This window comes from Nocardioides sp. NPDC127503, assembly GCF_040302165.1.
In the GTDB taxonomy this organism is placed as follows: Bacteria; Actinomycetota; Actinomycetes; order Propionibacteriales; family Nocardioidaceae; genus Nocardioides.
Map to the genome: position 1 here is coordinate 1 of NZ_JBEORH010000016.1, position 25,219 is coordinate 25,219.

At 69.4% G+C, this 25,219-nt stretch carries 20 protein-coding genes and 1 rRNA gene; 5 read left to right on the forward strand and 16 right to left on the reverse strand.

Annotated features, from left to right (window positions below):
- From rrf to ABTW65_RS27070, 3 genes are all read left to right on the forward strand, one after another.
- Positions 1-94: ribosomal RNA gene (rrf, locus tag ABTW65_RS27060) — 5S ribosomal RNA — on the forward strand; the annotation flags it as partial.
- A 112-nt stretch (positions 95-206) separates the two neighbouring features.
- Complete coding sequence (locus tag ABTW65_RS27065; protein ID WP_350665960.1) at positions 207-1,337, forward strand: tetratricopeptide repeat protein; 1,131 nt, start codon at positions 207-209, stop codon at positions 1,335-1,337.
- A 203-nt stretch (positions 1,338-1,540) separates the two neighbouring features.
- On the forward strand, positions 1,541-2,071 hold the full coding sequence (locus ABTW65_RS27070; RefSeq protein ID WP_160028558.1) for a DUF3145 domain-containing protein: 531 nt from the start codon (positions 1,541-1,543) through the stop codon (positions 2,069-2,071).
- A gap of 91 nt (positions 2,072-2,162) precedes the next feature.
- On the opposite strand, the gene ABTW65_RS27075 is transcribed toward ABTW65_RS27070, so the two are convergent.
- From ABTW65_RS27075 to aceE, 7 genes are all read right to left on the reverse strand, one after another.
- Positions 2,163-3,611, reverse strand: a complete 1,449-nt coding sequence (locus tag ABTW65_RS27075; RefSeq protein ID WP_350665961.1) for an acyl-CoA carboxylase subunit beta — start codon at positions 3,609-3,611, stop codon at positions 2,163-2,165.
- On the reverse strand, positions 3,611-4,879 hold the full coding sequence (locus tag ABTW65_RS27080) for a beta-ketoacyl-[acyl-carrier-protein] synthase family protein (RefSeq protein WP_350665963.1): 1,269 nt from the start codon (positions 4,877-4,879) through the stop codon (positions 3,611-3,613). The genes ABTW65_RS27075 and ABTW65_RS27080 overlap by 1 nt, the downstream gene beginning before the upstream one ends.
- A gap of 92 nt (positions 4,880-4,971) precedes the next feature.
- Positions 4,972-5,223 carry an acyl carrier protein gene (locus tag ABTW65_RS27085; protein ID WP_091051955.1) on the reverse strand — a complete coding sequence of 84 codons (252 nt, stop codon included), beginning with the start codon at positions 5,221-5,223 and terminating at the stop codon, positions 4,972-4,974.
- A gap of 54 nt (positions 5,224-5,277) precedes the next feature.
- Positions 5,278-6,264 carry a beta-ketoacyl-ACP synthase III gene (locus ABTW65_RS27090; RefSeq protein ID WP_350665965.1) on the reverse strand — a complete coding sequence of 329 codons (987 nt, stop codon included), beginning with the start codon at positions 6,262-6,264 and terminating at the stop codon, positions 5,278-5,280.
- Positions 6,261-7,451 carry an acyltransferase domain-containing protein gene (locus tag ABTW65_RS27095; protein ID WP_350665967.1) on the reverse strand — a complete coding sequence of 397 codons (1,191 nt, stop codon included), beginning with the start codon at positions 7,449-7,451 and terminating at the stop codon, positions 6,261-6,263. The genes ABTW65_RS27090 and ABTW65_RS27095 overlap by 4 nt, the downstream gene beginning before the upstream one ends.
- Before the next feature lie 103 nt (positions 7,452-7,554).
- Positions 7,555-8,736 (reverse strand): PucR family transcriptional regulator, encoded by a 1,182-nt coding sequence (locus ABTW65_RS27100; protein ID WP_350665969.1) that lies wholly within the window; start codon positions 8,734-8,736, stop codon positions 7,555-7,557.
- Between the two features lie 79 nt (positions 8,737-8,815).
- Positions 8,816-11,617, reverse strand: coding sequence for a pyruvate dehydrogenase (acetyl-transferring), homodimeric type (aceE, locus tag ABTW65_RS27105; protein ID WP_350665971.1), 2,802 nt, complete (start codon positions 11,615-11,617; stop codon positions 8,816-8,818).
- A 124-nt stretch (positions 11,618-11,741) separates the two neighbouring features.
- Between aceE and ABTW65_RS27110 the strand changes: the two genes are divergently transcribed.
- Complete coding sequence (locus ABTW65_RS27110) at positions 11,742-12,632, forward strand: carbohydrate kinase family protein (RefSeq protein WP_350665973.1); 891 nt, start codon at positions 11,742-11,744, stop codon at positions 12,630-12,632.
- A gap of 4 nt (positions 12,633-12,636) precedes the next feature.
- Here the strand turns inward: ABTW65_RS27110 and ABTW65_RS27115 are convergent, their stop codons facing one another.
- The 4 genes from ABTW65_RS27115 to ABTW65_RS27130 all read right to left on the reverse strand — a co-directional run bounded on the left by ABTW65_RS27115 (position 12,637) and on the right by ABTW65_RS27130 (position 15,837).
- Positions 12,637-13,194, reverse strand: coding sequence for an RNA polymerase sigma factor (locus tag ABTW65_RS27115; RefSeq protein ID WP_350665975.1), 558 nt, complete (start codon positions 13,192-13,194; stop codon positions 12,637-12,639).
- A gap of 2 nt (positions 13,195-13,196) precedes the next feature.
- Positions 13,197-13,652, reverse strand: coding sequence for a peroxiredoxin family protein (locus ABTW65_RS27120; protein ID WP_350665977.1), 456 nt, complete (start codon positions 13,650-13,652; stop codon positions 13,197-13,199).
- A gap of 92 nt (positions 13,653-13,744) precedes the next feature.
- Positions 13,745-14,716, reverse strand: a complete 972-nt coding sequence (locus tag ABTW65_RS27125; protein WP_350665979.1) for an NAD(P)/FAD-dependent oxidoreductase — start codon at positions 14,714-14,716, stop codon at positions 13,745-13,747.
- The gene (locus tag ABTW65_RS27130; RefSeq protein WP_350665981.1) at positions 14,713-15,837 is read right to left on the reverse strand and encodes a glutamate-cysteine ligase family protein; all 1,125 of its coding nucleotides are present in this window, start codon (positions 15,835-15,837) and stop codon (positions 14,713-14,715) included. Before ABTW65_RS27130 ends, ABTW65_RS27125 begins: the two co-directional genes overlap by 4 nt.
- Positions 15,838-15,904: 67 nt before the next feature.
- Here ABTW65_RS27130 and ABTW65_RS27135 point away from each other — a divergent pair, with 67 nt between their 5' ends.
- Positions 15,905-16,681, forward strand: a complete 777-nt coding sequence (locus tag ABTW65_RS27135) for a siderophore-interacting protein (protein WP_350665983.1) — start codon at positions 15,905-15,907, stop codon at positions 16,679-16,681.
- Positions 16,682-16,722: 41 nt separating this feature from the next.
- Here ABTW65_RS27135 and ABTW65_RS27140 read toward each other — a convergent pair whose 3' ends face one another.
- Genes ABTW65_RS27140 through ABTW65_RS27160 form a run of 5 tightly spaced genes read right to left on the reverse strand, consistent with a single transcriptional unit; the run spans position 16,723 to position 25,194 of the window.
- On the reverse strand, positions 16,723-20,349 hold the full coding sequence (locus ABTW65_RS27140; RefSeq protein WP_350665985.1) for a LamG-like jellyroll fold domain-containing protein: 3,627 nt from the start codon (positions 20,347-20,349) through the stop codon (positions 16,723-16,725).
- A gap of 23 nt (positions 20,350-20,372) precedes the next feature.
- The gene (locus ABTW65_RS27145; RefSeq protein ID WP_350665987.1) at positions 20,373-22,091 is read right to left on the reverse strand and encodes an amylo-alpha-1,6-glucosidase; all 1,719 of its coding nucleotides are present in this window, start codon (positions 22,089-22,091) and stop codon (positions 20,373-20,375) included.
- Positions 22,092-22,103: 12 nt separating this feature from the next.
- On the reverse strand, positions 22,104-22,940 hold the full coding sequence (locus ABTW65_RS27150) for a carbohydrate ABC transporter permease (protein WP_350665989.1): 837 nt from the start codon (positions 22,938-22,940) through the stop codon (positions 22,104-22,106).
- Position 22,941: 1 nt separating this feature from the next.
- A complete protein-coding gene (locus tag ABTW65_RS27155) occupies positions 22,942-23,904 on the reverse strand; it encodes a carbohydrate ABC transporter permease (protein ID WP_350665991.1) in 963 nt (320 codons plus the stop codon).
- 33 nt (positions 23,905-23,937) lie between these two features.
- Positions 23,938-25,194 (reverse strand): ABC transporter substrate-binding protein, encoded by a 1,257-nt coding sequence (locus tag ABTW65_RS27160; protein ID WP_350665993.1) that lies wholly within the window; start codon positions 25,192-25,194, stop codon positions 23,938-23,940.
- Positions 25,195-25,219 lie beyond the last annotated feature (25 nt).

Sequence of the window (25,219 nt, forward strand, 5' to 3'; positions counted from 1 at the left end):
AATACCCGGTCCCATCCCGAACCCGGAAGTCAAGCCCTTCAGCGCCGATGGTACTGCAACCGAGAGGCTGTGGGAGAGTAGGACGCCGCCGGACAAAATTTCAGGTAGAGGCCGCCCTTTGGGGCGGCCTCTACTGCTTTTACCGACGAATTGGTCTGCGGATCGTTCGAATTCGGCTGCGGTACGCAGCAGTGAGGAAGGCAGCTATGGCTGACGAGCGCCGTAGCAACAGAGGCGGTAAGCCCGCTGGACGCCCCGGGCGTCCGAAGAGCTCAGGTTCAGGTTCATCATCCACCGGTGGCCGTGGCGGCCGATCGGGTGACGGCAAGCCGAGCGCTGGTCGTCCGAGTGGCGGTCGGCCAGGCGCCGGCCGGAGCAGCGACCGCCGCGAGGGCGGAGCTGGCCGTGGCGGCGAGCAGCGTCGTGACGGTGGCCGCGGAGGCGACGAGCGTCGCGACAGCAAGCCGTCGACCGGACGCAGTGGCCCTCGCGCAGGCGGCCGCTCCGACGGTCCGAAGCGCTCTGACGGCCCGAAGCGCGGTAGCACCAGCGACCGCAAGGGCGGTTACTCCAAGGACCGCGGCGGCAAGCCTGGTGGCAAGCCCCCGCGTCGCTTCGACGAGCCGCGCGAGGAGCGCACGGCGGATCAGCGGATCTACGACGGTCCGGAGCTGCCGGAAGAGGTGACGGGCAAGGAGCTGGACCGAGCGATCTCGGCTCAGCTGCGAGGTCTGCCCGAGAAGCTGGCGGCGCGGATCGCCCGCCACCTGGTCGCTGCCGACATGTTCATCGACTCCGACCCCGAGCTGGCCTACCAGCACGCGAAGGCGGCCAAGTCGCGTACGCAGCGGATCGCTGTGATTCGTGAGGCACTGGGTGAGGCTGCCTACGCCGCCGGCCACTACTCCGAGGCGCTCGCCGAGCTGCGTGCAGCCAAGCGGATGAACGGGGCGACGGCGTACCTGCCGATCATGGCGGACTGCCACCGCGCGCTCGGCCAGCCCGAGCAGGCGATCAAGCTGGCGCACAGCCCGTCCGTGGCGAACTTCGAGGCGCCGGCGAAGGCCGAGATGACGATCGTCGAGGCCGGCGCTCGTCGGGACATGGGTCAGTTCGACGCGGCCCTGCGGATCCTCGAGCAGTCGCCGCTCAACAACAAGGGCCGCGAGGCCTGGGTGGTGCGGCTGCGCTACGCGTACGCCGACACGCTCCAGGACGCCGGCCGGGACAAGGACGCGCTGACCTGGTTCCACCGCACCTACGCGATCGACTCCGAGGAGATCACCGACGCCGCGGCGCGGGCCGAGGTGCTCGAGAAGACGGTCGAGAGGGACTGACGTCCCCTCAGAACGAGCAATCAGTGGCGATCGGCATCCGTGCCGGTCGCCACTGGCCGTTTTGCTCCGATACTGGAGATCCTGGGCTCGGTAGGTAAGAATGGACGCACAACTACATCCGTGTGATCACCGAATTGTTCCTTCACGCATGATCGAGCCCGCTGGGGAAGGCGTAGCTCGCGCCGCAACGAAGGAGATATTCGGTGACCACTCAGATCAAGGACCCGAGCGCCTCGCGTGGCATCGCACGAGGCGTTGTGTTCGTGCATTCGGCTCCCTCCGCGCTCTGCCCTCACATCGAATGGGCCGTCGCGGGGGTGCTTGGTGCGCCGGTGAACTTCGACTGGACGGCGCAGCCCGCCCAGGCCGGCACCTACCGAGCCGAGCTCTTCTGGTCCGGTGCGGTCGGATCCGCAGCGGCGATCGCGTCGGCGCTGAAGGGATGGACGCACCTGCGCTTCGAAGTCACCGAGGACGGCACGTCGACCTCTGAGGGTGCGCGCTACTCCTTCACACCCGACCTCGGCGTCTTCCACGCCGTCACCGGGATGCACGGCGACATCATGATCCCGGAGGACCGGCTCAAGGCCGCGGTCGTCAAGGCCGCCCTCGGCGACACCACGCTCGAGCTCGAGGTCGACAAGCTCCTCGGCAAGCCGTGGGACGACGAGCTGGAGACGTTCCGTCACGCTGGGGAGGGCGCCCCCGTACGCTGGCTGCACCAGGTCGTCTGAGCGACCCTGTCGGCCGCAGAGCACGGCTGACGAAGACTGAGGCCCCGGAGCGTGAGCTCCGGGGCCTCAGTCCGTGTCTGACCGGTGCCGGTCAGAGTGGGATGTTGCCGTGAGCACCGCGGCGTACGCCGACGGTCTGGATCGCGTCCTCGAAGGCGGCCGCGATCGCCCCGCGGGTCGCCGACGGCTCGATGACTTCGTCCACGACACCGATCTCGACAGCCTTGTCCACACCGCCGGCCAGGCGCTCGTGCTCGGCCGCGAGCTCCGCCTCGACCTGAGGACGGAGATCGGGAGCGACCTCGGCGAGCTTGCGGCGGTGCAGGATGCGGATGGCGGCGACCGGGCCCATGACCGCGACCTCCGCGCCCGGCCAGGCGAAGACCTTGGTTGCGCCGAGGGAGCGGGCGTTCATGGCGATGTAGGCGCCACCGTAGGTCTTGCGGGTCACCAGGGTGACCCGGGGGACCACGCACTCCCCGAAGGCGTGCAGGAGCTTGGCTCCGCGGCGTACGACCCCGTCCCACTCCTGGCCGACGCCGGGCAGGTAGCCAGGGACGTCGACGACGACGATCAGCGGGACGCCGAGGGCGTCGCAGAGGCGTACGAACCGGGAGGCCTTCTCCGCGGAGAGGGAGTCGAGGCAGCCGCCGAGCCGCAGCGGGTTGTTGGCGACGACACCGACGGTGCGGCCGCCGAAGCGACCGAGCGCGGTGACGATGTTGGGGGCCCAGCGAGCGTGCAGCTCCTGCATGGTGTCCTCGTCGAGGATGTTCTCGACCAGTGGGTGCACGTCGTAGGCGCGCTTCTTCGACTCAGGCAGCTGCTCGGCGAGGTCCTTGTCCTCGACCGCGGCGACGTCGAGGCCGCCCTGGGAGCCGAGGAGGGAGGTGACCGTGCGGGCCTTGTCGAGCGCCTCGCGCTCGGACTCGGTGAGGATGTGCACCACGCCGGAGCGGCGGCCGTGCGGCTCGGGGCCACCGAGGCGCAGCATGTCGACGTCCTCACCGGTGACGGAGCGTACGACGTCCGGACCGGTCACGAAGATGCGGCCCTCGGGGCCGAGGATGACGACGTCGGTGAGGGCGGGACCGTAGGCAGCGCCACCGGCAGCAGGACCGAGTACGACGGAGATCTGCGGGATCTTGCCGCTGGCCTGCGTCATCGCGTGGAAGATGCGGCCGACCGCGTGCAGGGAGAGTACGCCCTCGGCGAGCCGGGCACCGCCGGAGTGCCACAGGCCGATGATCGGGCTGCCGTCGGTCATCGCGCGGTGGTAGGCGTCGACGACCACGCGGCAGCCGAGGTCGCCCATCGCGCCGCCCATGACGGTGGCGTCCGAGCAGAAGGCGACCGCCCGGGTGCCGTCCACCTCGCCGACGGCGGCCAGCATGCCGGAATCGTCGTCGGGGGAGATGAGCTCGACCGTGCCCTCGTCGAAGAGCGCCCGGAGGCGGGTCAGCGGGTTCCGGGGATCCTGGTCGCGAGGAAGCTTCTGCTGCTTCCTCGCGCGCGCAGGTGCGGGGACCGCAATGGTCATCAGATGCTTCCGTAGACGACCGCGACGTTGGCGCCACCGAAACCGAAGGAGTTGTTGAGGGCCGCGATGTCGCCGACCGGCAGGTCGCGGGCCTTAGTGGCGATGTCGAGCTCGACCGCGGGGTCGAGGTTGTCGAGGTTGATCGTCGGCGGCGACTGGCGCTGGTGGATCGCCAGGACGGTCGCGACGGTCTCGAGGGCTCCGGCACCACCGAGCAGGTGGCCGGTCATCGACTTCGTCGAGGTGACCACGACGTTCTCGACCTGCTTGCCGAGGGTGGCGTGGAGCATCAGGCCCTCGGCGATGTCGCCCTGAGGGGTCGAGGTCGCGTGGGCGTTGACGTGGACGATGGTGTTCGGGTCGATGTCGCCGTCCTCGAGTGCGCGCTTGATGGCGCGGCTGCCGCCACGACCCTCAGGGTCGGGCTGGGCGATGTCGTGGGCGTCGGCGGTCACGCCGGCGCCGAGTACCTCGGCGTAGATCCGGGCGCCACGGGCCTGGGCGTGCTCGAGCGTCTCGAGCACGACGATGCCGGCACCCTCACCGAGGACGAAGCCGTCACGGCCGGTGTCCCAGGGGCGGCTGACCGCGGTCGGGTCGCCACCATCGGGGCCGGAGGCGGTCTTGGAGAGGGCCATCATGTTGGCGAACGCGGCCATCGGCAGCGGGTGGATCGCTGCCTCGGTGCCGCCCGCGAGCACGACGTCGGCGCGGCCGAGACGGATCTGGTCGGCGGCCAGGGCGATCGCCTCGGAGCCGGAGGCACAGGCAGAGATCGGGGTCTGAGCCGCGGCGCGGGCGCCGTAGATCAGCGAGATGTTGGCTGCCGAGGCGTTGGCCATCAGCATCGGGACGGCCAGCGGGCTGACCCGGCGCGGCCCCTTGGCCAGAAGCGTGTCGTAGTTGTCGAGCAGGGTGGTGACGCCGCCGATACCGGTGGCGACAGCGACACCGAGCCGCTCACCGTCGAGGCCGGCCTCGGTGGCCGTGCCCTCGAAGCCGGCGTTCTTCCAGGCCTCGGCCGCGGCGACCACGGCGAACTGGGCAGAGCGGTCCAAGCGTCGGGCCTTGACCCTCTCCAGGACCTCGGACGGCTCGACGGCGACGCGGCCGGCGATGCGTACGGGAAGGTCCTGGGCCCACTCCTCGGTGAGCTCGCGGATGCCGGAGCGGCCGGCGATCAAGGCATCCCAGGTGGTGGCTACATCTCCGCCGACCGGGTTGGTGGTGCCCAATCCAGTGACGACGACTCGGGTGCGGCTGCTCATGTGGTCTCCGTGTGAGGTGTTTGGCGCGTTGGGTCAGGTGAAGCAGATCCGGCGGCTCGGCCTGGGAGGGTTGGCCGAGCCGCCGGGGCGCGTCAGGCGTTCGCGGAAGCCTTCTCGATGAAGCTCACTGCGTCGCCAACGGTCTTGAGGTTCTTGACCTGCTCGTCGGGGATGGATACGCCGAACTTCTCCTCGGCAGCGACGACGACCTCGACCATGGACAGCGAGTCGACGTCGAGGTCATCGACGAACGACTTGTCGAGCTGAACGTCGGCGACATCGATGCCGGCGACCTCGTTGACGATCTCGGCGAGGTCGGAGCGGATCTCTTCGGTGGTGGCCATATGTGGTGCTTCCTCTCGGATTTTTGTGTGTTGAAACTCTGGGGTGGTGCCGGACTACGGAACGACGACGACCTGGGCTGCGTAGACCAGTCCGGCGCCGAACGCGATCAGCAGGGCGGTGTCGCCCGACTCAGCCTGACCCTCCTCGATCATCCGCTCAAGGGCAAGCGGGACCGAGGCGGCCGAGGTGTTGCCCATGGTGGCGATGTCGCGGGCGATCTTGACCGTCTCCGGAAGCTTCATGGAGCGGGCCAGGGCGTCGACGATGCGCATGTTGGCCTGGTGCGGGACGAAGCAGTCGAGCTCGTCGGCGGTGATGCCGGCTTTCTCGAGCGCCTCTTGGCCGACCTTGGCCATCGCGAAGGAGGCCCAGCGGAAGACAGCGTTGCCTTCCATCGTCAGCCAGGGAGTCTCCTTGGCTTCGTTCGCGTCGAACCAGTCGGGGGTCTGGATGTGGTTGGCCTTGTCGCCGGAGGAACCCCATACGACCGGACCGATCCCGGGCTCCTCGCTCGGGCCGACGACCGCGGCGCCCGCGCCGTCGGCGAAGATGAAGGCGGTGCCACGGTCGTGCGGGTTCGTGATGTCGGAAAGACGCTCGACACCGATGACGAGTACGTTCCGGGCGCTGCCGCCGCGGATGAAGTCGCTGGCCATCGCGATGCCGTGGCAGAAGCCGGCACAGGCCGCCGAGACGTCGAAGGCGGCCGGGTGGTCGGCACCGAGCTCGTCGGCGATCAGCGCGGCCACTGCGGGGGTCTGGCGCATGTGACTGACCGTGGCGACGATGACGCAGTCGATCTGGTCGATGCCGATCTTGGCGTGCTCGAGAGCCTTGCGCGAGGCGGCGACCGACATCATCTGCACGGTCTCCTCCTCGCCTGCCCAGCGACGCTCGGTGATGCCGGACCGGGTGCGGATCCACTCGTCGGAGGAGTCGATCAGGTCGACGATCTCGCTGTTGGGGACCACCCGGGTGGGGCGATAGCCGCCTACGCCGAGGATACGGGCGTGCGGTGAACCTGTCGGGGCTGAGATCACGTGTGCTGGACTCCTGTCGGGTGCAGACGCAGCAGCGGCTGACCGGGGGAAACGAGGTCGCCGTCCTCGACGAGCCACTCTATGACCTCGCCGCCGTGGGCGGACGTGATCGCAATCGTGTCACGGAGGCTGGCGATGGCGCCGATCTCGGCGCCGGCCGGGATCACGTTGATTCCGGACACGGTCTCGGAGAGCTTGAAGGTGCCCTTGGACGGGGAGACGACCATGCGCCAGGTCGGCGTGGTCTCGATCGGGTTGGCCTCGCCGTGCTTCTCGACGAACGCGCGGGCGTCGTCGAGCTGGTCGGGGGTCTTCAGGGCGAAGGTCTCGACGCCCTTGAGGGCACGCTTGGCGATCCCGGTCAGGGTGCCGGCCGGCGGCATCTCCAGGATGCCGGTCACGCCGATGTCGGACATGGTGTCGAGGCAGAGGTCCCAGCGCACCGGGTTGGCGATCTGGCCGACGATCCGGTCCAGCGCCTTGGCCCCGTCGTGGACGATCTGGCCGTCCTTGTTGCTGATCAGGCGCGTACGCGGGTCGTGGGTCGAGACGCTCTGGGCCAGCCGGGCGAGGTGGCCGACGGCGGGCTCCATGTGCTTGGTGTGGAAGGCGCCGGCGACGCTGAGCGGCATCAGTCTGGCCTTGGCGGGCGGATCGGCGGCGAAGGCCTCGAGCTGCTCGAGGGTGCCCGCGGCGACGATCTGGCCGGGGCCGTTGTCGTTGGCGGGGGTGAGGCCGTGCTTCTCGATCGCGGCCAGCACCTCCTCGCGGACGCCGCCGAGGACCGCGGTCATGCCGGTCGGCGTCTTCGCGGCGGCCTCGGCCATGGCCTTGCCCCGCTCGCGTACGAGGACCATCGCCTGCTCGGCGCTGATCGCGCGAGCGCCCGCGGCGGCGGTGATCTCACCGACGCTGTGGCCGGCGACGGCACCGATCTTGCCGAAGGCGTCCGCGGGCTGCGGGAAGAGCTCGAGGGCCGCTACCAGGCCGGTGGCGACCAGCAGGGGCTGGGCGATCTCGGTGGCGCGGATGGTCTCTGCGTCGGCATTGGTGCCGTAGTCGATCAGGTCGATGCCTGCGACGGTTGAGAGCCACTCCATACGAGCGGCGAAAGCGGGGTCCTCCAGCCACGGGGTGAGGAATCCTGGTGTCTGAGCACCTTGTCCTGGGGCGACAATGACGAGCACGCAACGATAGTCCCGTCTGGAGGGGTGTCGGTTCACCTTCAGCGGCAACGAATATCTGTCGCGCAATCTTGTAGGGTTTCTACAACTTGCGTCGCTGCCAGAGTCAGTGGTCCTGTTGCCGGCCGAGAATCAGGGCAACCTGCAGGGCGAGAGCGTCGCGGGAGTCGGTCGGGAGGAACCCGGTGAGCTCGGCGACCTGCTTGAGCCGATAGCGCACGGTGTTGGGGTGCACGAACAGTGTGCGACCGGTCGCCTCGAGCCCGCCTCCGGCGGCGAAGTACGCAGCCAGCGTCTCGATCAGGGTGCTGCGGGCCTCCACCAGCGGCCGATAGAGATTCTCGATCAGGTAGCGGTGGGCCCACGCGTCGCCGGCCAGGGCACGCTCGGGCAGGAACGACTGGCTGCGTGCCGGGCGAGGCGCGTCGGGCCATCCGGGCGCGGCCCGGTAGGCCGAGAGCGCGGCCCGGGCGGACTCGGCGGCGGTGGCGAGCCCGGCCGCCATCGGTCCGACCACGACGGGCCCGTCGGCGAAGAGGTCGGCGATGCGCTCGGCGGCCTCCAGCGGGTCCTCGATGCCGCCGAGCAGGGCGACGAGGCGATCACCCTGGACCGCGCACAGGGTGTGCAGGTCGTGGGCGCGGGCGCGGCGGCGTACCTCCTCCATGGCGGCGTCGAGGCGGACGCCGTCGGGCGCGTGGCCCAGCACCGCGCACAGCGGCAGGTCGGCGTCCCAGCCGAGCGCGCTGGCCCGGGAGAGGACGACCTCGTCGGTCTCGGCGCGCAGGACCGCGTCGACCACGAGCGCCTCGAGCCGGGCGTCCCAGGCGCCGCGCTGCTCGGCGGCGCGGGCGTAGACCTCCGCCGTGGCGAAGGCGACCTCACGGGCGTAGCGGCCGATCGCCTCGTGGACGTCGGCCGCGTCCTCGGGCCCGAGGAGGTGGTCGATGTTGGCCTCGACCACCTCGATGGAGAGGCGTACGAGATCCACGGTCTGCTGGAGCGTGATGATGCCGGTCAGCGCACGCGGCGCGACGCCGAACATCGACGCGGCCAGGTCGGGCTTGGCGGTGTCGGCGGAGGCGCCGCCGCCGTACCAGCCGACGAACTCCTTGATGCCGGCCTGGACGATCAGGCCGACGAGGGAGCGGTTCTTCGCGGAGAGGTCCTTGAACCACGGCATCGCGTCGTCCATCCGCGACGTGGCGGCCGTCGCCAGCCGGCCGGTCGCGCGCCGAAGCGCCGTCGCCGTCCGTCGACGTGTATCGAGGCTCGCCTGATTGGTCACACTGCTGATCCTTCCACCTGGAGATGCGGCCGGGGGCCCGGAACAGACGCTCCGAGCCCCCGACCTGACGGACAGACGCTCAGGCGTCTCCGCCCTCCTGCATGATGCCCTTCGTCGACGTCGGGTCGTCGATGCGGTAGGTGTCGAAGGCCTTCTTCACCAACGCGGCGTCGATCTCGCCGGCCTCGGCCAGGGCCTGGAGGGCCTGGACGACGACGGACTGGGCGTCGATCTGGAAGAAGCGACGCGCGGCCGGGCGGGTGTCGGCGAAGCCGAACCCGTCAGCGCCGAGGACGCGGTAGTCGTCGGGCACCCAGCGGGCGATCTGCAGCGGGACGGCCCGCATGTAGTCGGAGACCGCGATGACGGGGCCGTTGGACGCCGAGAGCTTCTCGGTGACGTACGGCGTGCGCGGGGTCTCACCGGGGTGGTTGAGGCTCCACTGCTCGGCGTCGATGGCGTCGCGGGCGAGCTCGTTCCACGAGGTGACCGACCAGGTGTCGGCCTTGACGCCCCAGTCCTCCTCGAGGATCCGGGCAGCCTCCTCGACCCACGGGAAGCCGACGCCGGAGGCGAGCAGGCGGACCTTCGGGCCGTCTCCTTCGGCGGTCGAGACCTGGTGGATGCCCTTGAGGATCCCCTCGAGGTCGACGTCCTCCGGCTCCTTGGGCTGGCTGACCGGCTCGTTGTAGACGGTCAGGTAGAAGATGACGTTCTCGCCCTGCGGGTGCTCCTCGGAGGTGCCGTACATCCGCTCGAGACCGCTCTGCATGATGTGGGAGACCTCGTAGGCGAACGCCGGGTCGTAGTGCACGACCGCCGGGTTGGTCGCCGCCAGCAGCGGGGAGTGACCGTCGGCGTGCTGGAGACCCTCACCGGTCAGCGTGGTGCGACCGGCGGTGGCGCCGACCAGGAAGCCGCGGCCCATCATGTCGGCCATCGCCCAGATCGAGTCGCCGGTGCGCTGGAACCCGAACATCGAGTAGAAGATGTAGAACGGGATCATCGGCTCGCCGTGGGTGGCGTACGCCGTGCCGGCTGCGGTCGCCGAAGCCACCGCCCCCGCCTCGGAGATGCCCTCGTGCAGGAGCTGGCCCTGCGCGGACTCCTTGTAGGAGAGCAACAACTTCCGGTCGACGCTCTCGTACTGCTGGCCGCCGGGGTTGTAGACCTTAGCGCTCGGGAACATCGCGTCCATGCCGAACGTGCGGTACTCGTCGGGAGCGATCGGCACGATGCGCTTGCCGATCTCCGGGTCACGCATCCAGTCCTTGAGGAGCCGGACGGTGGCCATCGTGGAGGCGATCTTGTTCTTGCCGGAGCCCTGCTTGAGCTCGGCGTAGACCTTCTCGCCCGGCAGGGTGAGCTGCTTGAACTCGACCCGGCGCTGGGGGAGCGGGCCGCCGAGCTGCTTGCGGCGCTCCATCATGTATTCGATCTCGGCCGACTCGGGACCCGGGTTGAAGAACGGTGCCGCACCGGTCTGCTCGTAGGTCGCCTCGAGCTCCTTGTCGGAGATCGGCAGGAGCAGACGGTCGCGGAACTTCTTCAGGTCCGCCATGGTCAGCTTCTTCATCTGGTGGGTGGCGTTCTTGCCCTCCAGAGCGTCGATCGTCCAGCCCTTGATGGTGTGGGCCAGGATGACGGTCGGCTGCCCGACGGTCTTGGTGGCCGCGTCGAAGGCCGCGTAGACCTTGCGGTAGTCGTGGCCGCCGCGGGGGAGCTTGCGGATCTGCTCGTCGCTCATCTGCTCGACCATCTTGCGCAGGCGCGGGTCGGAGCCGAAGAAGTTCTCCCGGACGTAGGCACCGGTCTCGACCGAGTAGGTCTGGAACTGGCCGTCGGGGGTGGAGTTCATCTTGTTGACCAGGGCGCCGTCGACGTCCTTGGCGAGCAGCTGGTCCCACTCGCGGCCCCAGATGACCTTGATGACGTTCCAGCCGGCACCGCGGAAGTTGGACTCCAGCTCCTGGATGACCTTGCCGTTGCCGGTCACCGGGCCGTCGAGCTGCTGCAGGTTGCAGTTGATCACCCAGACCAGGTTGTCGAGCTCTTCACGGGCGGCGACCCGGATGGCACCGAGCGACTCGGGTTCACCCATCTCGCCGTCGCCGAGGAAGGCCCATACGCGCTGGTCGGAGGTGTCCTTGATGCCGCGGTTCTGCAGGTAGCGGTTGAACCGGGCCTGGTAGATCGAGTTGATCCCGGTCAGACCCATCGAGACCGTCGGGAACTCCCAGAAGTCCGGCATCAGGCGCGGGTGCGGGTAGGAGGAGATGCCCTGGCCGACGCCGTGCTGCACCTCCTGGCGGAAGCGGAAGAGCTGCTCTTCCTTGAGCCGGCCCTCGAGGAACGCACGCGCGTAGATGCCGGGGGAGGCGTGGCCCTGGATGAAGACCTGGTCGCCGCCACCGGGGTGGTCCTTGCCGCGGAAGAAGTGGTTGAAGCCGACCTCGTAGAGGCTCGCGGAGGACTGGTAGGTGGCGATGTGGCCGCCGACCTCCAGGCCCTTGCGGTTGGCGGAGGAGACCATGACGGCGGCGTTCCAGCGGATGAAGGCCCGGATGCGTCGCTCGATGTCCTCATCGCCCGGGAACCACGGCTCGCGGTCGGAGGGGATGGTGTTGATGTAGTCGGTGCTGCGCAGTGCGGGGACCCCGACGGACTTCTCTCGGGCTCGCTCCAGCAGACGCAGCATCATGTAGCGGGCTCGCTCGCGTCCGCTCGACTCGAGCATCGCGTCGAACGAGCCGAGCCACTCACTGGTCTCTTCGGGATCGATGTCCGGAAGCTGGGTCGGTAGACCCTCGTGGATTACGGTCGGCTGGGCGGGGGTCGGGCCCTGCGGACCACCAGTCGTCTCGGTGGATTCTTCGGTCACGTCCTCAATGGTCGCACGCGGTCTAGAGCGGTTGCCCATCCGCGGTGGGTTACTGGACAGTAGGCGGTTTCTGCTGGTCAAACCCGGAAAATTCGTTCGTACGCCGAGTTGCTAATCTGCCGCCGTGACCAGCCTGGATCGTGACAATGCCGCTGCTGACGTCTTGGTGGTAGGTGAGGCGCTGGTCGACGTGGTTACGACGGCCGACGGAGTGACCCAGGACCATCCCGGCGGCAGCGGCGCCAACGTCGCCGTCGCGCTGGGCCGACTCGGCCGTCCGGTGCGCTACGCCGCCTCCTACGCCGACGACGCCCGCGGGCAGGCCCTGGCCGCCCATCTGGCCGACTCCGGGGTCCAGATGGCGTGCGACCCGCACGTGCTGGCCCGCACCTCGACCGCGCAGGCCACCATCACTGCCGACGGGTCGGCGACGTACGTCTTCGACCTGGAGTGGAAGCTCGGAGAGATCGCGGTGGGGACGCCGCGGTTCGTCCACGTCGGCTCGCTCGCGCCCGTGCTCTCGCCGGGCGCCGAGACGGTCTTCGCGCTGCTCGACGGCCTCCCCGACTCCGTCCGGGTCCTCTACGACATCAACATGCGGCCCACGCTGACCGGAACCGGCCAGGAGGTCGTCTCGCGGATCGAGCGGGCGGCGGCGTACGCAGATGTGGTCAAGGCGAGCGACGAGGACCTGGAGACGCTCTACCCCGGTATCGGACTCGACAAGGCGGCCGCGCGGCTGCTCGAGCTCGGTGCCGGCGCGGTCGCGGTGACCCGCGGCGGCGACGGGGCCAGCTGGATCACCGCCTCCGAGCGGATCGATGTGGCGGCCGAGAAGGTGACGGTCGTGGACACCATCGGTGCCGGCGACACCTTCTCCGCGGGCCTCGTCGACGGCCTCTGGGACGACTTCGAGCGCGATCGGCGCGAGGTGCTCGCCCACGGCGTCCGGGCGGCGGCGGTCACCGTCTCGCGCGCCGGTGCCAACCCGCCGACCCGTGCCGAACTGGGCTGAGCAGCTAGCCCGCTTCTTCGAGGCCGGCCCGGAGCGCTGCTCGGGCGCGATGCAGGCGTGACTTCATCGCAGGCAGGCTCAGCCCCAGGTGCTTGGCGACCGATCTGCCGCTGTAGCCGTGTACGTCACGCAACAGCAACACCTGCCGTTGGTCGGGTGGAAGCCCCGCGATGGCCGCGGCGACGAGACGAGCCTCGATTCCTGCCAAGGCGGTCTCCTCCGCCGACGAGCTCGCCCCAAGGGGCAGATCGGTCACCTCGGCGAGGACGTGCCTGCTGCTGATGGCCCAGCGGCGTACGCATTCGTTCCGCACGATCGTGAACATCCACGACGCCAACGCTCCGGTCGCTCGCAGCGTCCCGATCTTGCGATAGAGGATGACCAGCGCCTCCTGCGTCGCATCCTCTGCGTCCTGTTCGCTCATGCACAGCGACGCGGCGAACCGCCGCACGTGCGGGTGGGCCCCTTCGATGAGCACCGAGATCGAGGCCTCGTCGCCGGCCTGCGCCGACCGGACGACGGCCATGTCGGGCCACGGGCGGTGCGTACCACCGACGGTCATGATCACCCCGCGCGTTGCGGCAGGGCGTCGAGCGCCGCGAGGGCATCGCGGTGACGGTAGCCGCCGGTGGGCATGGTGACGATGTCTGCGTACGTGACCCGGCCGGTGGCGTCCACCACGACCGTTCCGGACTGCATCATCGAGCCGAGCAGGCGGCGGGCGAGGCCGAGGTCACCGTGGAGGCCGGGGACGACGGGGAAGGAGACCTGCCGCCGGTCCACCCAGGCCTGGGCCGCTGCTGCTTCCTCCGGGACAGCGATCAGGACCCGGACGCCTCGGTCACGGAAGTCCTTCGCGTTGGACGTGAGGGTGCGTACGTGGGCGTTGCAGATCATGCAGGTCGTGGTTCGCATGAAGTAGATGAGCGTGCCCCGGTGGCCTTCCCCGAGGAGATCGGCCGTCGTGCCGTCGCTCAGCTGCACGGAGGTGTTCTCGATCGTGCTTCCTACGTCGATCACGTGTGTTCCTCTCTGTTCTGCCCGCGGCGCGGGCTATCGCAGATAGGAGTGGTCCAGCGCGCAAAAGGATTCACATCGGCCGCGGCCGGACCTCAGTTCTCGAGCGCGAGCCGCTCGGCGAGCGTACGTCCCAGCCAGGCCGCGGAGCGGATGGCGCTGCCGCAGTTGGCGACGAGGACGCCTGGGCTGGGCTCGTCGACCACCAGCGTCTTCTGTGCGGTGTCGACGCCCCAGAGGATGTCGTCGACGCGGGCATCGCGGAGCCAGGGGAGTGTCGTGGCCAGCCCGCTGTCGAGGATCTCCTTCCAGTGGTCGACGGGGCCCGAGGTGTCCTCGTCCTCGACGATGTCCTCCTGCCCGACGACGACGCGCAGCTGGCCGTCGATGAGCTTCACGAAGACATAGCCGAATCCGTCGCCGATCGGCACGATCGTGTGGGGCAGCTGCTCCCGTTCGGGAGGAACCGGGAGGTCGAGCACGAACAGCTGGCGCTTCTCGGCCTCGGCGCTGACCTGCGGAAACACCGAGGCGTTCGCGGCGCCCATTGCGCCCAGGACCCGGCCGGCGCGGATCGCGCCGCGCGAGGTCTCGACCACATGACCGCTGCCGTCAGGGCGTACGCCGGTGACGAGCGCGTCGACCAACGTCGCTCCCGCTTCCTGCGCCTGGTCGCGGAGCAGCCCGACGAGCCCGGTCGCGGAGACGTTGAGCGCGGGGATGTGCTCGCCGGTGTGCAGCAGGTGGTAGGTGTTCTCGATCATGCCCAGCTCCGCGTCCGCGTCGGCTGCGGCGCCGCGGATGAACTGCTCGGTCTGGGTCGTCATCTCGCGCTTGACCGGGTCGGGCCACGTCCACCGGATGCTGCCGCCCGAATAGCGGTAGGTCGCGACGTGGGCGGGGTCGTCGGCGGGGTCGTGGTCGATGAGGACCACGCGCAGGTCGGGCCGGGCCAGGAAGATGGCCGTCGCGGCGCCGATCGGGCCTGCTCCGCAGATCGCTACGTCGGCCTCTGCGAGCTGAGTCATTGGTTGGTCAGCGGTCAGGTCGGCGGGCAGATCAGTCAACGAAGTCCTTCCGGGTGGTACATCAGGCCGGTGCGCGAATATGCGTCCAGAAGGCTATCGGCTGGGGTCCGTTTCTGGCTCAGCAACTGGTCCAGACAGGCGAGGTGGCCGACTTCGTGCCGCAGGCCAGCACGTTCGGTGAGTGCCCGGCGGGCGGCCGCGAGCACCTCACGGGCGCCGGCGGCGATCTCCGGATCGGCGAAAGCCGCGGTCGCGGCTCGTTGGTGCAGGTCGCGACTGGGCGCGTCGGCCAGCCCGGGAAGGTCGTCGGCGAGGCAGACACCGAGCGTCAGCGCCGCGCCGGCGAGCAGCACGTCGCGGGAGAGGAAGGCGTCGTAGGCCTTGAACTCGATGCGTCCCTCCTCGCGCGGGATCCGCGGCGGATGGACCATGGTGGCCTCGGCGCCGGCGGGCGCGTCGACGAAGCAGCGCGCCGCGACCCGTCGCCAGGTGCGCTCGTAGGTGCGCTTGCTGGGGCCGCGCCACGCCCGGCCGGCGTGGAAGGGCGAGCTGAAGCTGAACGGCACCATGAAGGGGCTGTAGTGGGTCAGCCGACGGGTGACCTCGACGACCTGTTCCGCGGAGAACCCGGGGAAGGAGAGGTTGATGTCGGGGCCGTAGCTCAGGTTGGAGACCTCGGCGTGGTCGTACTCACGATGCTCGGCCCGCATCTTCCGCTCCCACTCGTTGAGCGGCGGGTCGAGGACGTACGCCTCGCGGACCGGGTTGAAGCCGACGATGCCCAACTGCATGCCGAGGGGAGCGAGGCGCTTGGTGATGTCGTCCTGGAGTTCGATCAGCCGGTCGGCGGCCTCGGTCGTGCTCGAGCAGATCGGGGTGCGGATCTCCACCCCCTTGACCAGCATCGTCGTGAAGGTGCCGTCGGCGTCGAACCGCTCGTCGCCTTCGAGATACCAGTAGCCGCTCTTGATCCCCAGGTCACCGCGGACGAGGCCTTCGTCGGTGGTGCCGGAGCCGTCGGCGAGGGCGCGTTGGAGGGTGTCGAAGTCGAGATCCCCGAAGTCATGGAAGATGCCCGTGTCGCGAAACGAGCCCGCGCCTACGTCGGGTGACTCCGTCACGAGGGCATACTCGAACTCGAACCCGGCGGAGTAGAGCACGGCGCAACTCTAGGGCAGTCCGCGAGGCGTCATCCGCATTTCTCGGAAATTAGGTTAGGCTCCCCTCATGTTTCGCGCGGTGAAGCCGGAGTCAAAGCCGGAGACGCGGGTCGTGGTCACCTCGACCCGGCGTCTCAGTGCTGGGATGACCCGCGTCCATTTCCGCTCCGAGGATCTCTCCGCGTTCGAGGGCAGCGTGTGCACCGACCGGTTCGTGCGTCTGGAGATCCCGGTCGGCGACGGCTCGACCGTCTGCCGCACCTATACGGCGCTGGACCCGTCGGTCGCCGAGGGAACTCTGGCCGTCGACTTCGTGCACCACGGCGACGAGGGCGTGGCGGGCCGGTGGGCGGCGACGGCCGGCCCCGGTGACGTGCTCACCGTGCGCGGGCCGGGTGGGACGTACGCTCCGGACCCGGCCGCCGACTGGCACCTGCTCGTCGGCGACGAGTCCGGTCTGCCCGCGATCCGGGCGGCGCTGGCGGCGCTGCCGGCCGATGCCGTGGGCTACGCCGTGATCGAGGTGCCCTCCACGGAGCATCTCCAGCGGGTCGAGGCGCCGGCCGGGGTCGAGGTGCGCTGGCTGGACGCCACCGTCGCACCGCCTTTGGAGGTCGTCGTTCGCGAGCTGCCCTGGCTGCTCGGTCGGGTGCACGCCTTCGTGCACGGCGAGGCCGAGGTCACGATGCAGCGGATCCGTCCCTACCTGCTGCGCGATCGTGGGATGCCACGCGGTGACGTCTCGATCTCCGGCTACTGGCGCCGTGGGAACACCGAGGAGAGCTTCCGTACGTGGAAGCGCAGCCAGGCCGCCGAACGCCAGGTCGCGCACTCAGCACACTGAGATGGAGCCGCGGCCGCCCGGCGAGGGCGGCCGCGGCGTACTCAGTCCGCGGCCAGCGGCGTCACCGTCATCCGGTCGAGGTTCGGGGCCCACGGCGACCGAAGGCCAAGCTCCGGATAGCGGTCGGAGATGTAGGTCTCCCCGTTCCAGTCCGGCAGCTCCTCGGAGCGGAAGGACAGCGTGTTCTCGCCTGCCTTCAGCTCTGCGTAGAACGTCAATGTCCAGAAGCCGTTGTCGTGGAAGCTGTGCGGGAACCAGACCCGGCGGGCCTCGTCGCCGTTGACGCTGACGTCGGCGTGCCGGGCCAGCGGGTCCGGGTTGTAGTGCGAGGCGGGTGACTGCTCGCCGTTGGAGTAGCGCACCGTGATCGCGTACGTCCCGGCCCGAGGTGCCGTCGTGGCCAGCGTCAGCGCGTTGCCGTTGCCCGGGTCGCCACCGACACCGGTGACCGCCTTGCCGCCGTCGGCGAGCGGGTAGGACGCGACCTTCGCCGAGCCCTCGAGCGCCCCGTCCTCGGCCTGGGTGGTCACCGATTTCAGCGCGCCCGCCGACGGACCGACACGGAGCCGGTCGACCAGCAGCCTGCCCTGCTCCGCGGTCAGGGTGATCTTGTTGATGCCGCCGGAGAGGAGCACGTCACGCGAGACCGACCGAGCGACAACCCCGAGGTTCTCTCCGTTCAACGCTAGACGAACGCGCCCGGACCCGAGGGTGTCGAACCGGAGGCGGTGCTCGCCGTCGTCGGGGGAGTAGACCCAGAACGTCGCGGTACCCCGGGCGAGGTCTGCGGCGCCGGACCCGGACACCCTGGCCTTCGAGTAGTCGGCCCGTGCTCCGTCGGTGATCGTCGCGTCCTCACCCTCGTAGGTGCGTTGCGTGGCGGCAGGGTTCGACAAGGAGAGGTCGATCTTGTCGATGATCGCGTCCCCTCGGGTGCCCTCAGTGCCGTCGAGGCTCCGGGCCGCGATCGAGATCGTGTGCTTCCCCGCGGTCAGGTCGACCGTCGTGTCGGCGTGGTCCCACACCACCCACTTGTAGCCGAGCGGCAGGTGGATCTCCTGCTCCTGCTTGCCGTCGACCGTGATGAAGGCGTTGGTCGGACCCTGTTCCTTGACCAGGCCGTAGGTGTTCAGAGAGTTCGCGAACACGCTCAGGTCGTAGGTCCCGTCCTTCGGCACGTCCACGGCGAAGTCGAGCTTCACGTTCGAGTCGGTGCGGATGCCGCCGACGTTGTAGGAGCCGGAGGTGTAGAAGCCGCCCAGGTTGGAGGGGCTGCCCTCGGGGCCGTTGCGGGTGTAACCCGAGCCCGAGTGCGCGGCGTCCTCGGCCTCGTACGTCGCCCGCCACTGCTGCGGCGGCGCGGCCTCCGCGGTCGCGTTGGCGCCGGGCGTGACGATGATCTGGTAGGCGGACTCCGCCGAGAGGGCGGGGACGCCGTCCTTGCCGAACCAGAACCCGACACCGCCGTCACTGACCGGGAGGTTCATCTCCGCGACCTCGGCCGGCCCGCTGTTGTCGCCGAGCTGACCCGACCAGCCGATCTCCTTGATGGCGACGTGCACGCTGGTCCCGAACGTCGTCGGGTCGACGCCTTCGAGGTCGACGTACGACTCCCCGTCGGCACCGCCGATGATCGCCTCTGCCCGTCGTCGATCGCGATCGAGGGCCGCGACGCCCTGAAGCGTGTAGCTCTCGTTCGGACGGGGCGGGGTCAGCTTGACCGTCTGGCCGGTCATCTGGCTGTAGGCGTTCAGCAGCCACCACTGCCCGTTGGCCTTGTTGGCCTCGACGGCGGAGTCGGACAGGTTGCCATCGATGTTCCAGTAGGCGATGTCGCCGTCGACCTTGCTGTCCTCGAGCGCTGAGACCCACTGGATCATCTGACCCGGGACGGACGTGTGGTAGTTGAACGCGTACTCGTTGATGTTGATCGGCAGATGCTTCCCCACGTACGGGGTGCCCTGGTAGATCGTGTCCTCCCACCCGCGGAACCTCGCCACGTTGGTCCGGATCGAGGCCGGGTTGCTCAGCTCGTGCCAGGTGATCACGTCCGGCATCGTGTCGTTGGCCAGCGCGTGCTTCATGAAGCCCTGCACCTGGTCATAGAGGATGCTCGTGTTCGGACCGGCGATCCGGGCGTCGGGGAGCTCGCTCCTGATGAGGGCGTGGACCTCGTCCCAGGCCTTGAAGTAGTGCTGCGGGTCGTCGAGCCAGCTGACCTTGTTGTAGCTCCATTCGCCGGTGCCGAACATGTTGCCCTCGGGCTCGTTGAACGGCACGAAGACGACGTGGCTGCGGTACTTCTCCGGCAGCGCCTTGACCTGCTCGACCTGGGTCCTGATCTTGGCCTTGAAGTCGTCCAGCTTGGCCTGCGGGGTGTCGCCCGGCCACTGGTAGGGGAACCCGCGGTAGATGTCGGTCATGTAGATGTAGACGTCGCCGCCGGAGCCGTCCACCAGCGGCTCGAGCACCTCGAGGGCGTCCGCGCCCGGGTGCTGCGGACCGTCCTGGGCCTTGGTCGACACCGTACGCAGGTTGATCCCGTCGATCAGGTTGCTCGACGGGAGGTCCTTGCCGTAGACCCCGTAGAGCGTCCCGGACGCGCCTCCCATGACGTCACCGGTGGGCTTGGCCAGGTCGATGTCGACCTGGTTCTCGTATCGAACGGTCACCTCGGCCGAGACCGGCCGCCCGGCGGCGGCGCCGGTCACCGTGAACCTGCCGCGGTCCGCGTACTTCGCCGGATCCACCTCGTCCCAGGTGATCGGTACGTCGCGGTCGTAGCCGTCACTGAACGTGGCCCGCACCGAGGCCGGCAGGTCCGGCTCCTTGCCGACGTCGGTGTAGACGTCGAAGGAGGTCTTTGTCGGCTCGACGATCGTGGGAGGGGTGGCTCCGGTGGCCTGGACCAGCTGCTCCGGGGTGAGTGCCGCCCCGTAGAACGTCACGTCGTCGAGCGAGCCGCCGAACAGGTTGTCGGCGGGGAACATCGACCTGCCGAGGTACCCGCTCGTGGACGCGCCCTCGACGAGGTCTGAGGCGGTGATCTTCGTGGTGGCGGTCGCGACGGCGGCGCCGTCGAGGTAGGTGGTGAGCCGGTCCGACTCGGTGTCCAGAGTGACCGCGACGGTGTGCCAGGACTTCTCCGGGAGCGGGGCGTAGCCCGAGTTGGTCGCCTCGGCGCCAGTGCCCGCCACGGCCGCCGTACGCAGCACCGACCCGTTCGACGGCGTGAGGAACAGATAGCGACTGGTGTCCTTGCCCAGGTCGAGGATCCGCTGCCAGGAGCCGCCACCTCCGTCCCAGCTCACCCGCGCGGTGACGGTGAGGTCGGTGCGTCCCTCGAGGACGCCCTTGGGGAGAGTGACGTAGGCGCCGTCCGACGAGGACGGCCCGCCGGGCAGGTGCAGAGCCTGGCCGCCGCCGTCTCCGGGGACGGTGTTGGCGGTGCCGCCGTTCACCAGGACGCCGTCGAGCCCGTTGCCGGAGTCGTCGGCGACCGTGCCGGTGGCCGGGTCGTCGTCGAAGGCGTAGTGGACGACCGGGTCAGGCACGGCGACCTCGGCGGCACCGGCGCGTGGGACCGCCCCGGGCATGGCCAGCGCGATCGCGGCGACCGCGGCCACGGCGGCCGCCCGGGTTGGTGTGGACATGAAGGGTGATCTCATCGGTAGCTCCTTCTGTTGTGGGGTCAAGACCGCCGAACGTGATCGGCGGCGAAGAGGAGGTAGACCGCGGCGGTCCAGGTGTAGGCGCGGTCACGCAGCCCCGCGCCGGTGCGGGCGTCGAAGTTCTCGGCGAAGCCGGACTTCTCGCACAGCGCCCTGAACCGCTCGCTGACGACGTCGGCGACGGCCGTGAACCCGCTTCGGCGCAGGCCGTCCTCGATGAGCGCGGTCGACGGCGCCCAGATCGGGCCTCGCCAGTAGCCGTCGTCCTGGTAGTGGGGCGAGGAGACCGGCTCGGTGGCAAGTCCGTAGTCGGTCAGGTGATCGCCGAGCCGGTCCGCCATCGTCGTACGGATGTCGGACGGGAGCCGGTCGCCGAGCACCAGCGGCAGCAGGTTCAGCAGGCTGGTTCCGGTGCTCCGGCGACCCGAGAGCGCGCCCACGGCGACGAACTCGGTGCCCGTCCAGAGCTGGTCGACCAGCGTACGAACGAGCTCGTCGCCGACCTTGCGCCAGCCCGCCGAAGGGTGGCCGAGCTCGTCGGCGAGGTCGGCGAGGACCTCGAGCTGCACCGCGAGGAACGCGGCGAGGTCGGGTGACTCGATGACCCGGTCGAGGTCGAACGTGGTGGAGTTGTCCCACCCACTGTCGTTGCCGTGCTGGTAGTAGGGCAGGTCGTGGCCCGGCCGTCGCCTGGAGTCGATCCAGAACCGGCTCCATCGGACCAGGCCGTCGTGGATGCGCTCGAGCTCGTCGGTGTCGAAGGCCCGGGCCGAGGTCGCGCGCAGCCGGCTCAGCGCCCAGCCGTGGATCGGCGGCTTCACGTAGTTGTAGAGGACCTCGGTGTGCGTCACCGAGTCGGGCAGCGCGCCGCGGTCGTCCTGGTGGTCGAACGGCGCGAGGAACTGGTCGAGCGCGGCGTCCGGACGGCCGGGGGCGAGCGCCATCGCGTTGAAGCAGTGGTCCCAGCTCCACAGCTTGTCCATCCAGTGCTTTGACATCAGCACCGACTCCCGGCCCAGCAGACCGCTGGGAGCGACCGTCGCCGACCACAGGACGTACGCCGCCAGCGCCGCCGCCGGGGTGCGCCCGTCACGCCACGGGGCGAGGTCGTCGAGATAGCCGGCGAAGTCCTCTGCCGAGTCCGCGACGACCTCCTCGAAGGTCGCTGCCTCCGCCGGCACCGTCTGCTGCGAGGTCGCCTCGCGTACCTCGGCCTCCCAGTCGCCGCCGTCGCTTCCGAGCAGGATCGACCTCGTCGCCTCGCCGAGGGCCTCGGAGCCCTCGACCGAGTGCTCCCCGCGGAGCATGGTGACGCGGTAGCGGTGACCGGTCTCGTAGCTGGTGAAGACGACGGCACCGTCGCTCGGGTCGGTGAACAGGTAGGTTCCGGTGAACGGGGTGAGCCCGGCAGCGGCATCGCCGAGCCGCAGCGCGAGGCCGGACCCACGGAGCCGTACGGCGTCCGTGCCGGCGAAGGCCGCCTCGACTCGGCCGTCCTCCCGCGCCCAGGTCAGGACCGCAGGTTCCGCGGACCAGGTCGTCTCGACCGGCCGGCCGACGCGCTCCGGTCGCAGCGCGAGCACGCCGTGGAACCCGTTGCGGTGGGAGACGAGGTGGATCGTGTCGGTGCGGGTGTGCAGGGCGACCACGGGGGAGAGGTCGAGCCAGGAGCCGCGCCGGGAGAACGGGATCTCCCGGACGTCGAAGGCGGCCTCGGTCGAGGTGTCGTGCAGCGGCATGCGGGGTGTCCTTCAGTCCTTGACGGCGCCCGCCGTCACTCCGGCGGCGACGTACCGCTGGGCGACGACGAGCAGGATGGCGGTGGGGATCGAGGCGACGACGGCGGTCGCCATCAGCGGGCCCCACTCCTGGTTCTGGGAGCCGATGTAGTCGTAGAGCCCCATCGTGATCGGGCGCAGCGCGCCGCCCTCGCGGTTGAGGGTGGAGGCGAAGATGAAGTCGGACCACGCCCACAGGAAGGCGAACAGCGAGACGGTCACCGCCGAGTTGCGCGAGATCGGCAGGACGACCTGGGTGAAGGTCTTCCAGTGGCTCGCGCCGTCGATGGCCGCGGCGTGGAGGAGGTCTCGCGGGATGCCCGCCATGAACGCGGAGAACAGCATCACGCCGAACGGGATCGCGATCGTGGAGTCGGCGACGATCAGGCCGGGGACGGTGTCGAGGATCCCGAGGTCGGTGTAGACGGTGTAGAAGCCCAGCGCCATCACGACGCCGGGGACCATCTGCGCCACGATGAGGCAGAAGTTGAGCACCCGCCGGCCCGGGACGAACAGCGACGACATCGCGTAGCCGGCCGGGGCCGAGACGAGCAGCGTGAGCGCGACCGTCCCGATGCCGATGACCAGGCTCGTCCCGAGATAGGGCAGCTGGTCCTGCAGCACCACCTGGTAGTGGTCGAGGGTGAACGCCTTCGGGAACAGGCCGCCGCTGCGGATGGCGTCGCGCTGGGTCAGCGAGACGTTGATCATCCAGTAGAGCGGGAACAGCATCATCGCGGTGAGGACGAGGCCGATGCCGGTCTTCAGCCAGGCAGAGGCGGTCCGTGTGGTTCGAGTCGAGGTGTCCATGTCAGGCCTCCTTGCGCTGGACGGCGACATAGACCAGCCCCATGAGCAGAGCGACGAGCAGCAGGATCGTGCCGACGACGGACGCCTGGGAGTACTCGATGACTGCCGAAGTGCCCTTCCCGAAGGCCATCCCGTACGCCCAGGTCGCCAGCGTCTGGGACGACCCGGCGCCGGCTGTCATGATCCAGATGATGTCGACGACCTTGAGGGTGTAGACGAAGCCGAGCAGCAAGGTGATCGCGGTGACGGGCCGCAGCAGCGGGAACGTGATCGACCAGAACCGGCGCCACGGGCCGGCGCCGTCGAGAGCGGCCGCCTCGTAGAGCTCGGCCGAGATGTTCTGCAGCCCGGAGTAGAGGATGACCAGGTTGAACGGGATCCCGAGCCAGATGTTCGCGATCATCACGGCCCACAGCGAGTTGTCGGCGCTCAGCCACCAGACGGAGTCGACGCCGAAGGCTCCGAGGAACCGGTTGACGATGCCCGAGTCCGCGTCCATCATCCACTGCCACGTCGTCGCCGAGACGATGATCGGGAGCAGCCACGGGACCAGGAAGAGTCCACGCAGGAGCACCGACAGCGGGAAGTGGCGGTGGAAGTACGTCGCGAGCGCCAGCCCGATGACGTACTGGAAGACCAGCGATCCGACCACGAAGATCGCTGTCTGCTGCACGATCGGCCAGAACTGCGGCGCGGTGAGCACTTCGCGGTAGATGTCGGTCCCGGCGAAGGGCGCCTCACCGGTGACGTACGTTGCCCGGGTGAAGCGGTGCAGGCTCATCGACACGTTCTCGGCCAGCGGATAGGCGTAGAAGACCACGAGGTACGTCACCAGCGGAGCGACGAACGCCACGCCGGCCCAGCGGCGGCGGTGATGCCGGCGCCGGGGAGGGGGCGCCGAGGCCGGCACCGTCTCCGGTGCCGTCCGGCGTTCCAGTGTCGAGACTGTGGGATTCCTGGTCACTGTTTCGTCCGTTCTCCAGGGTCCGGTCGCGGGTCAGTTGCCCTTGGCTTCCTGAGCCGCGGTCTCGAACGCTTCCTTGACCTGATCGGCGTCACCGGCGGCGTTGAGCGCGGCCTGCTCGGCCTTCGACAGTGCGGCCGAGGTCGCGAGGTAGCTGGTGCCGAGGTCGGTCGTGCGGCCCTGGGCGCTGGAGATGGCATCGGCCCACGGCTGGTAGTGCTCCGTGGAGGCGATCTGCTGCTTGCGAGTGGCCTCGGAGGCGGTGAAGTAGCCGAGCATGTCGTCGGTCTCGACCTGCGTCTTCGAGCCGAGCAGGCAGTCGAGCACGTCCTTGGCGGCGGCGTAGTGGGCGTCGCTGTTCTCCTTGTGCAGCGGCACCACGCCGAACTCGCCGCCGGTCGGCACCGGCGCCGCGCCGCCGTCCTGGCTCGGGATGGGCATCATCTTGATCGGGAATTTCTGCTCGGTCGCCGCCTGGGCGAACCACGAGCCGTTCTCGGCGAACGCGTAGTCGCCGGTGAGGAACAGGTCCCAGGACGCGGACTGGTTGTCGGTGACGGCCGACTTGGGGGTGTACCCCTTGCCGATCCAGTCCGAGACGAGCTGGCCCGCCTCGACGGCGTCGGCCGAGCCGATGTCGGACAGGTCAGCGCCGGATCCCCAGAACCACGGCAGGAACTGGAAGGTGCCCTCCTCGCCGGGGACGCCCGCGAACGTGATGCCCTTGTGGCCGGCTCCGGTCACCTTCTCCAGGGCGGCGTTCAGGCTCGCCCAGTCGGTGATGCTCGCCGGGTCGACGCCGGCGTCGGTGAGGACCTTCTCGTTGTAGTAGAGGCCGAGGGTGTTGGCGCCGACGGGGACGCCGTACGTCTCGCCGTCCACGGTGCCCGGGCCGGCGAGGTTGGCATCGGCGTCGGTCGCCTCGAGGCCGACCTCGTCGATGGGGGCCAGCAGGCCGGACGCGGAGGCCTCGGGCATCGCCGGGTTGTCGAGGAACACCACGTTGGGTGCGTTGTCCTCGCGGACGGCTGTCGTGAGGTTGTTGATCAGGTCGGTGTTCGGGGCGGCGGTGCGCTTGATGGTGGTGCCCTCCGGTGCGCACGACTTGACGTACTTGGCCCAGTCCGAGCTGTCGTCGTACTGGGGGTAGGGGTCCCAGAACCCGATCTCGGTGACCTTGCCCGACTCTTCCGAGGAGCCGCACGCCGCCAGAGACATGGTCAGCGCGGCCGCGGTGAGGAGGGCGACCGTACGACCGTGGGGGCGGCGTGTGGTGGGGGTGCTGTTCATCTCGTGTCCTCTCGCATCATTGCGT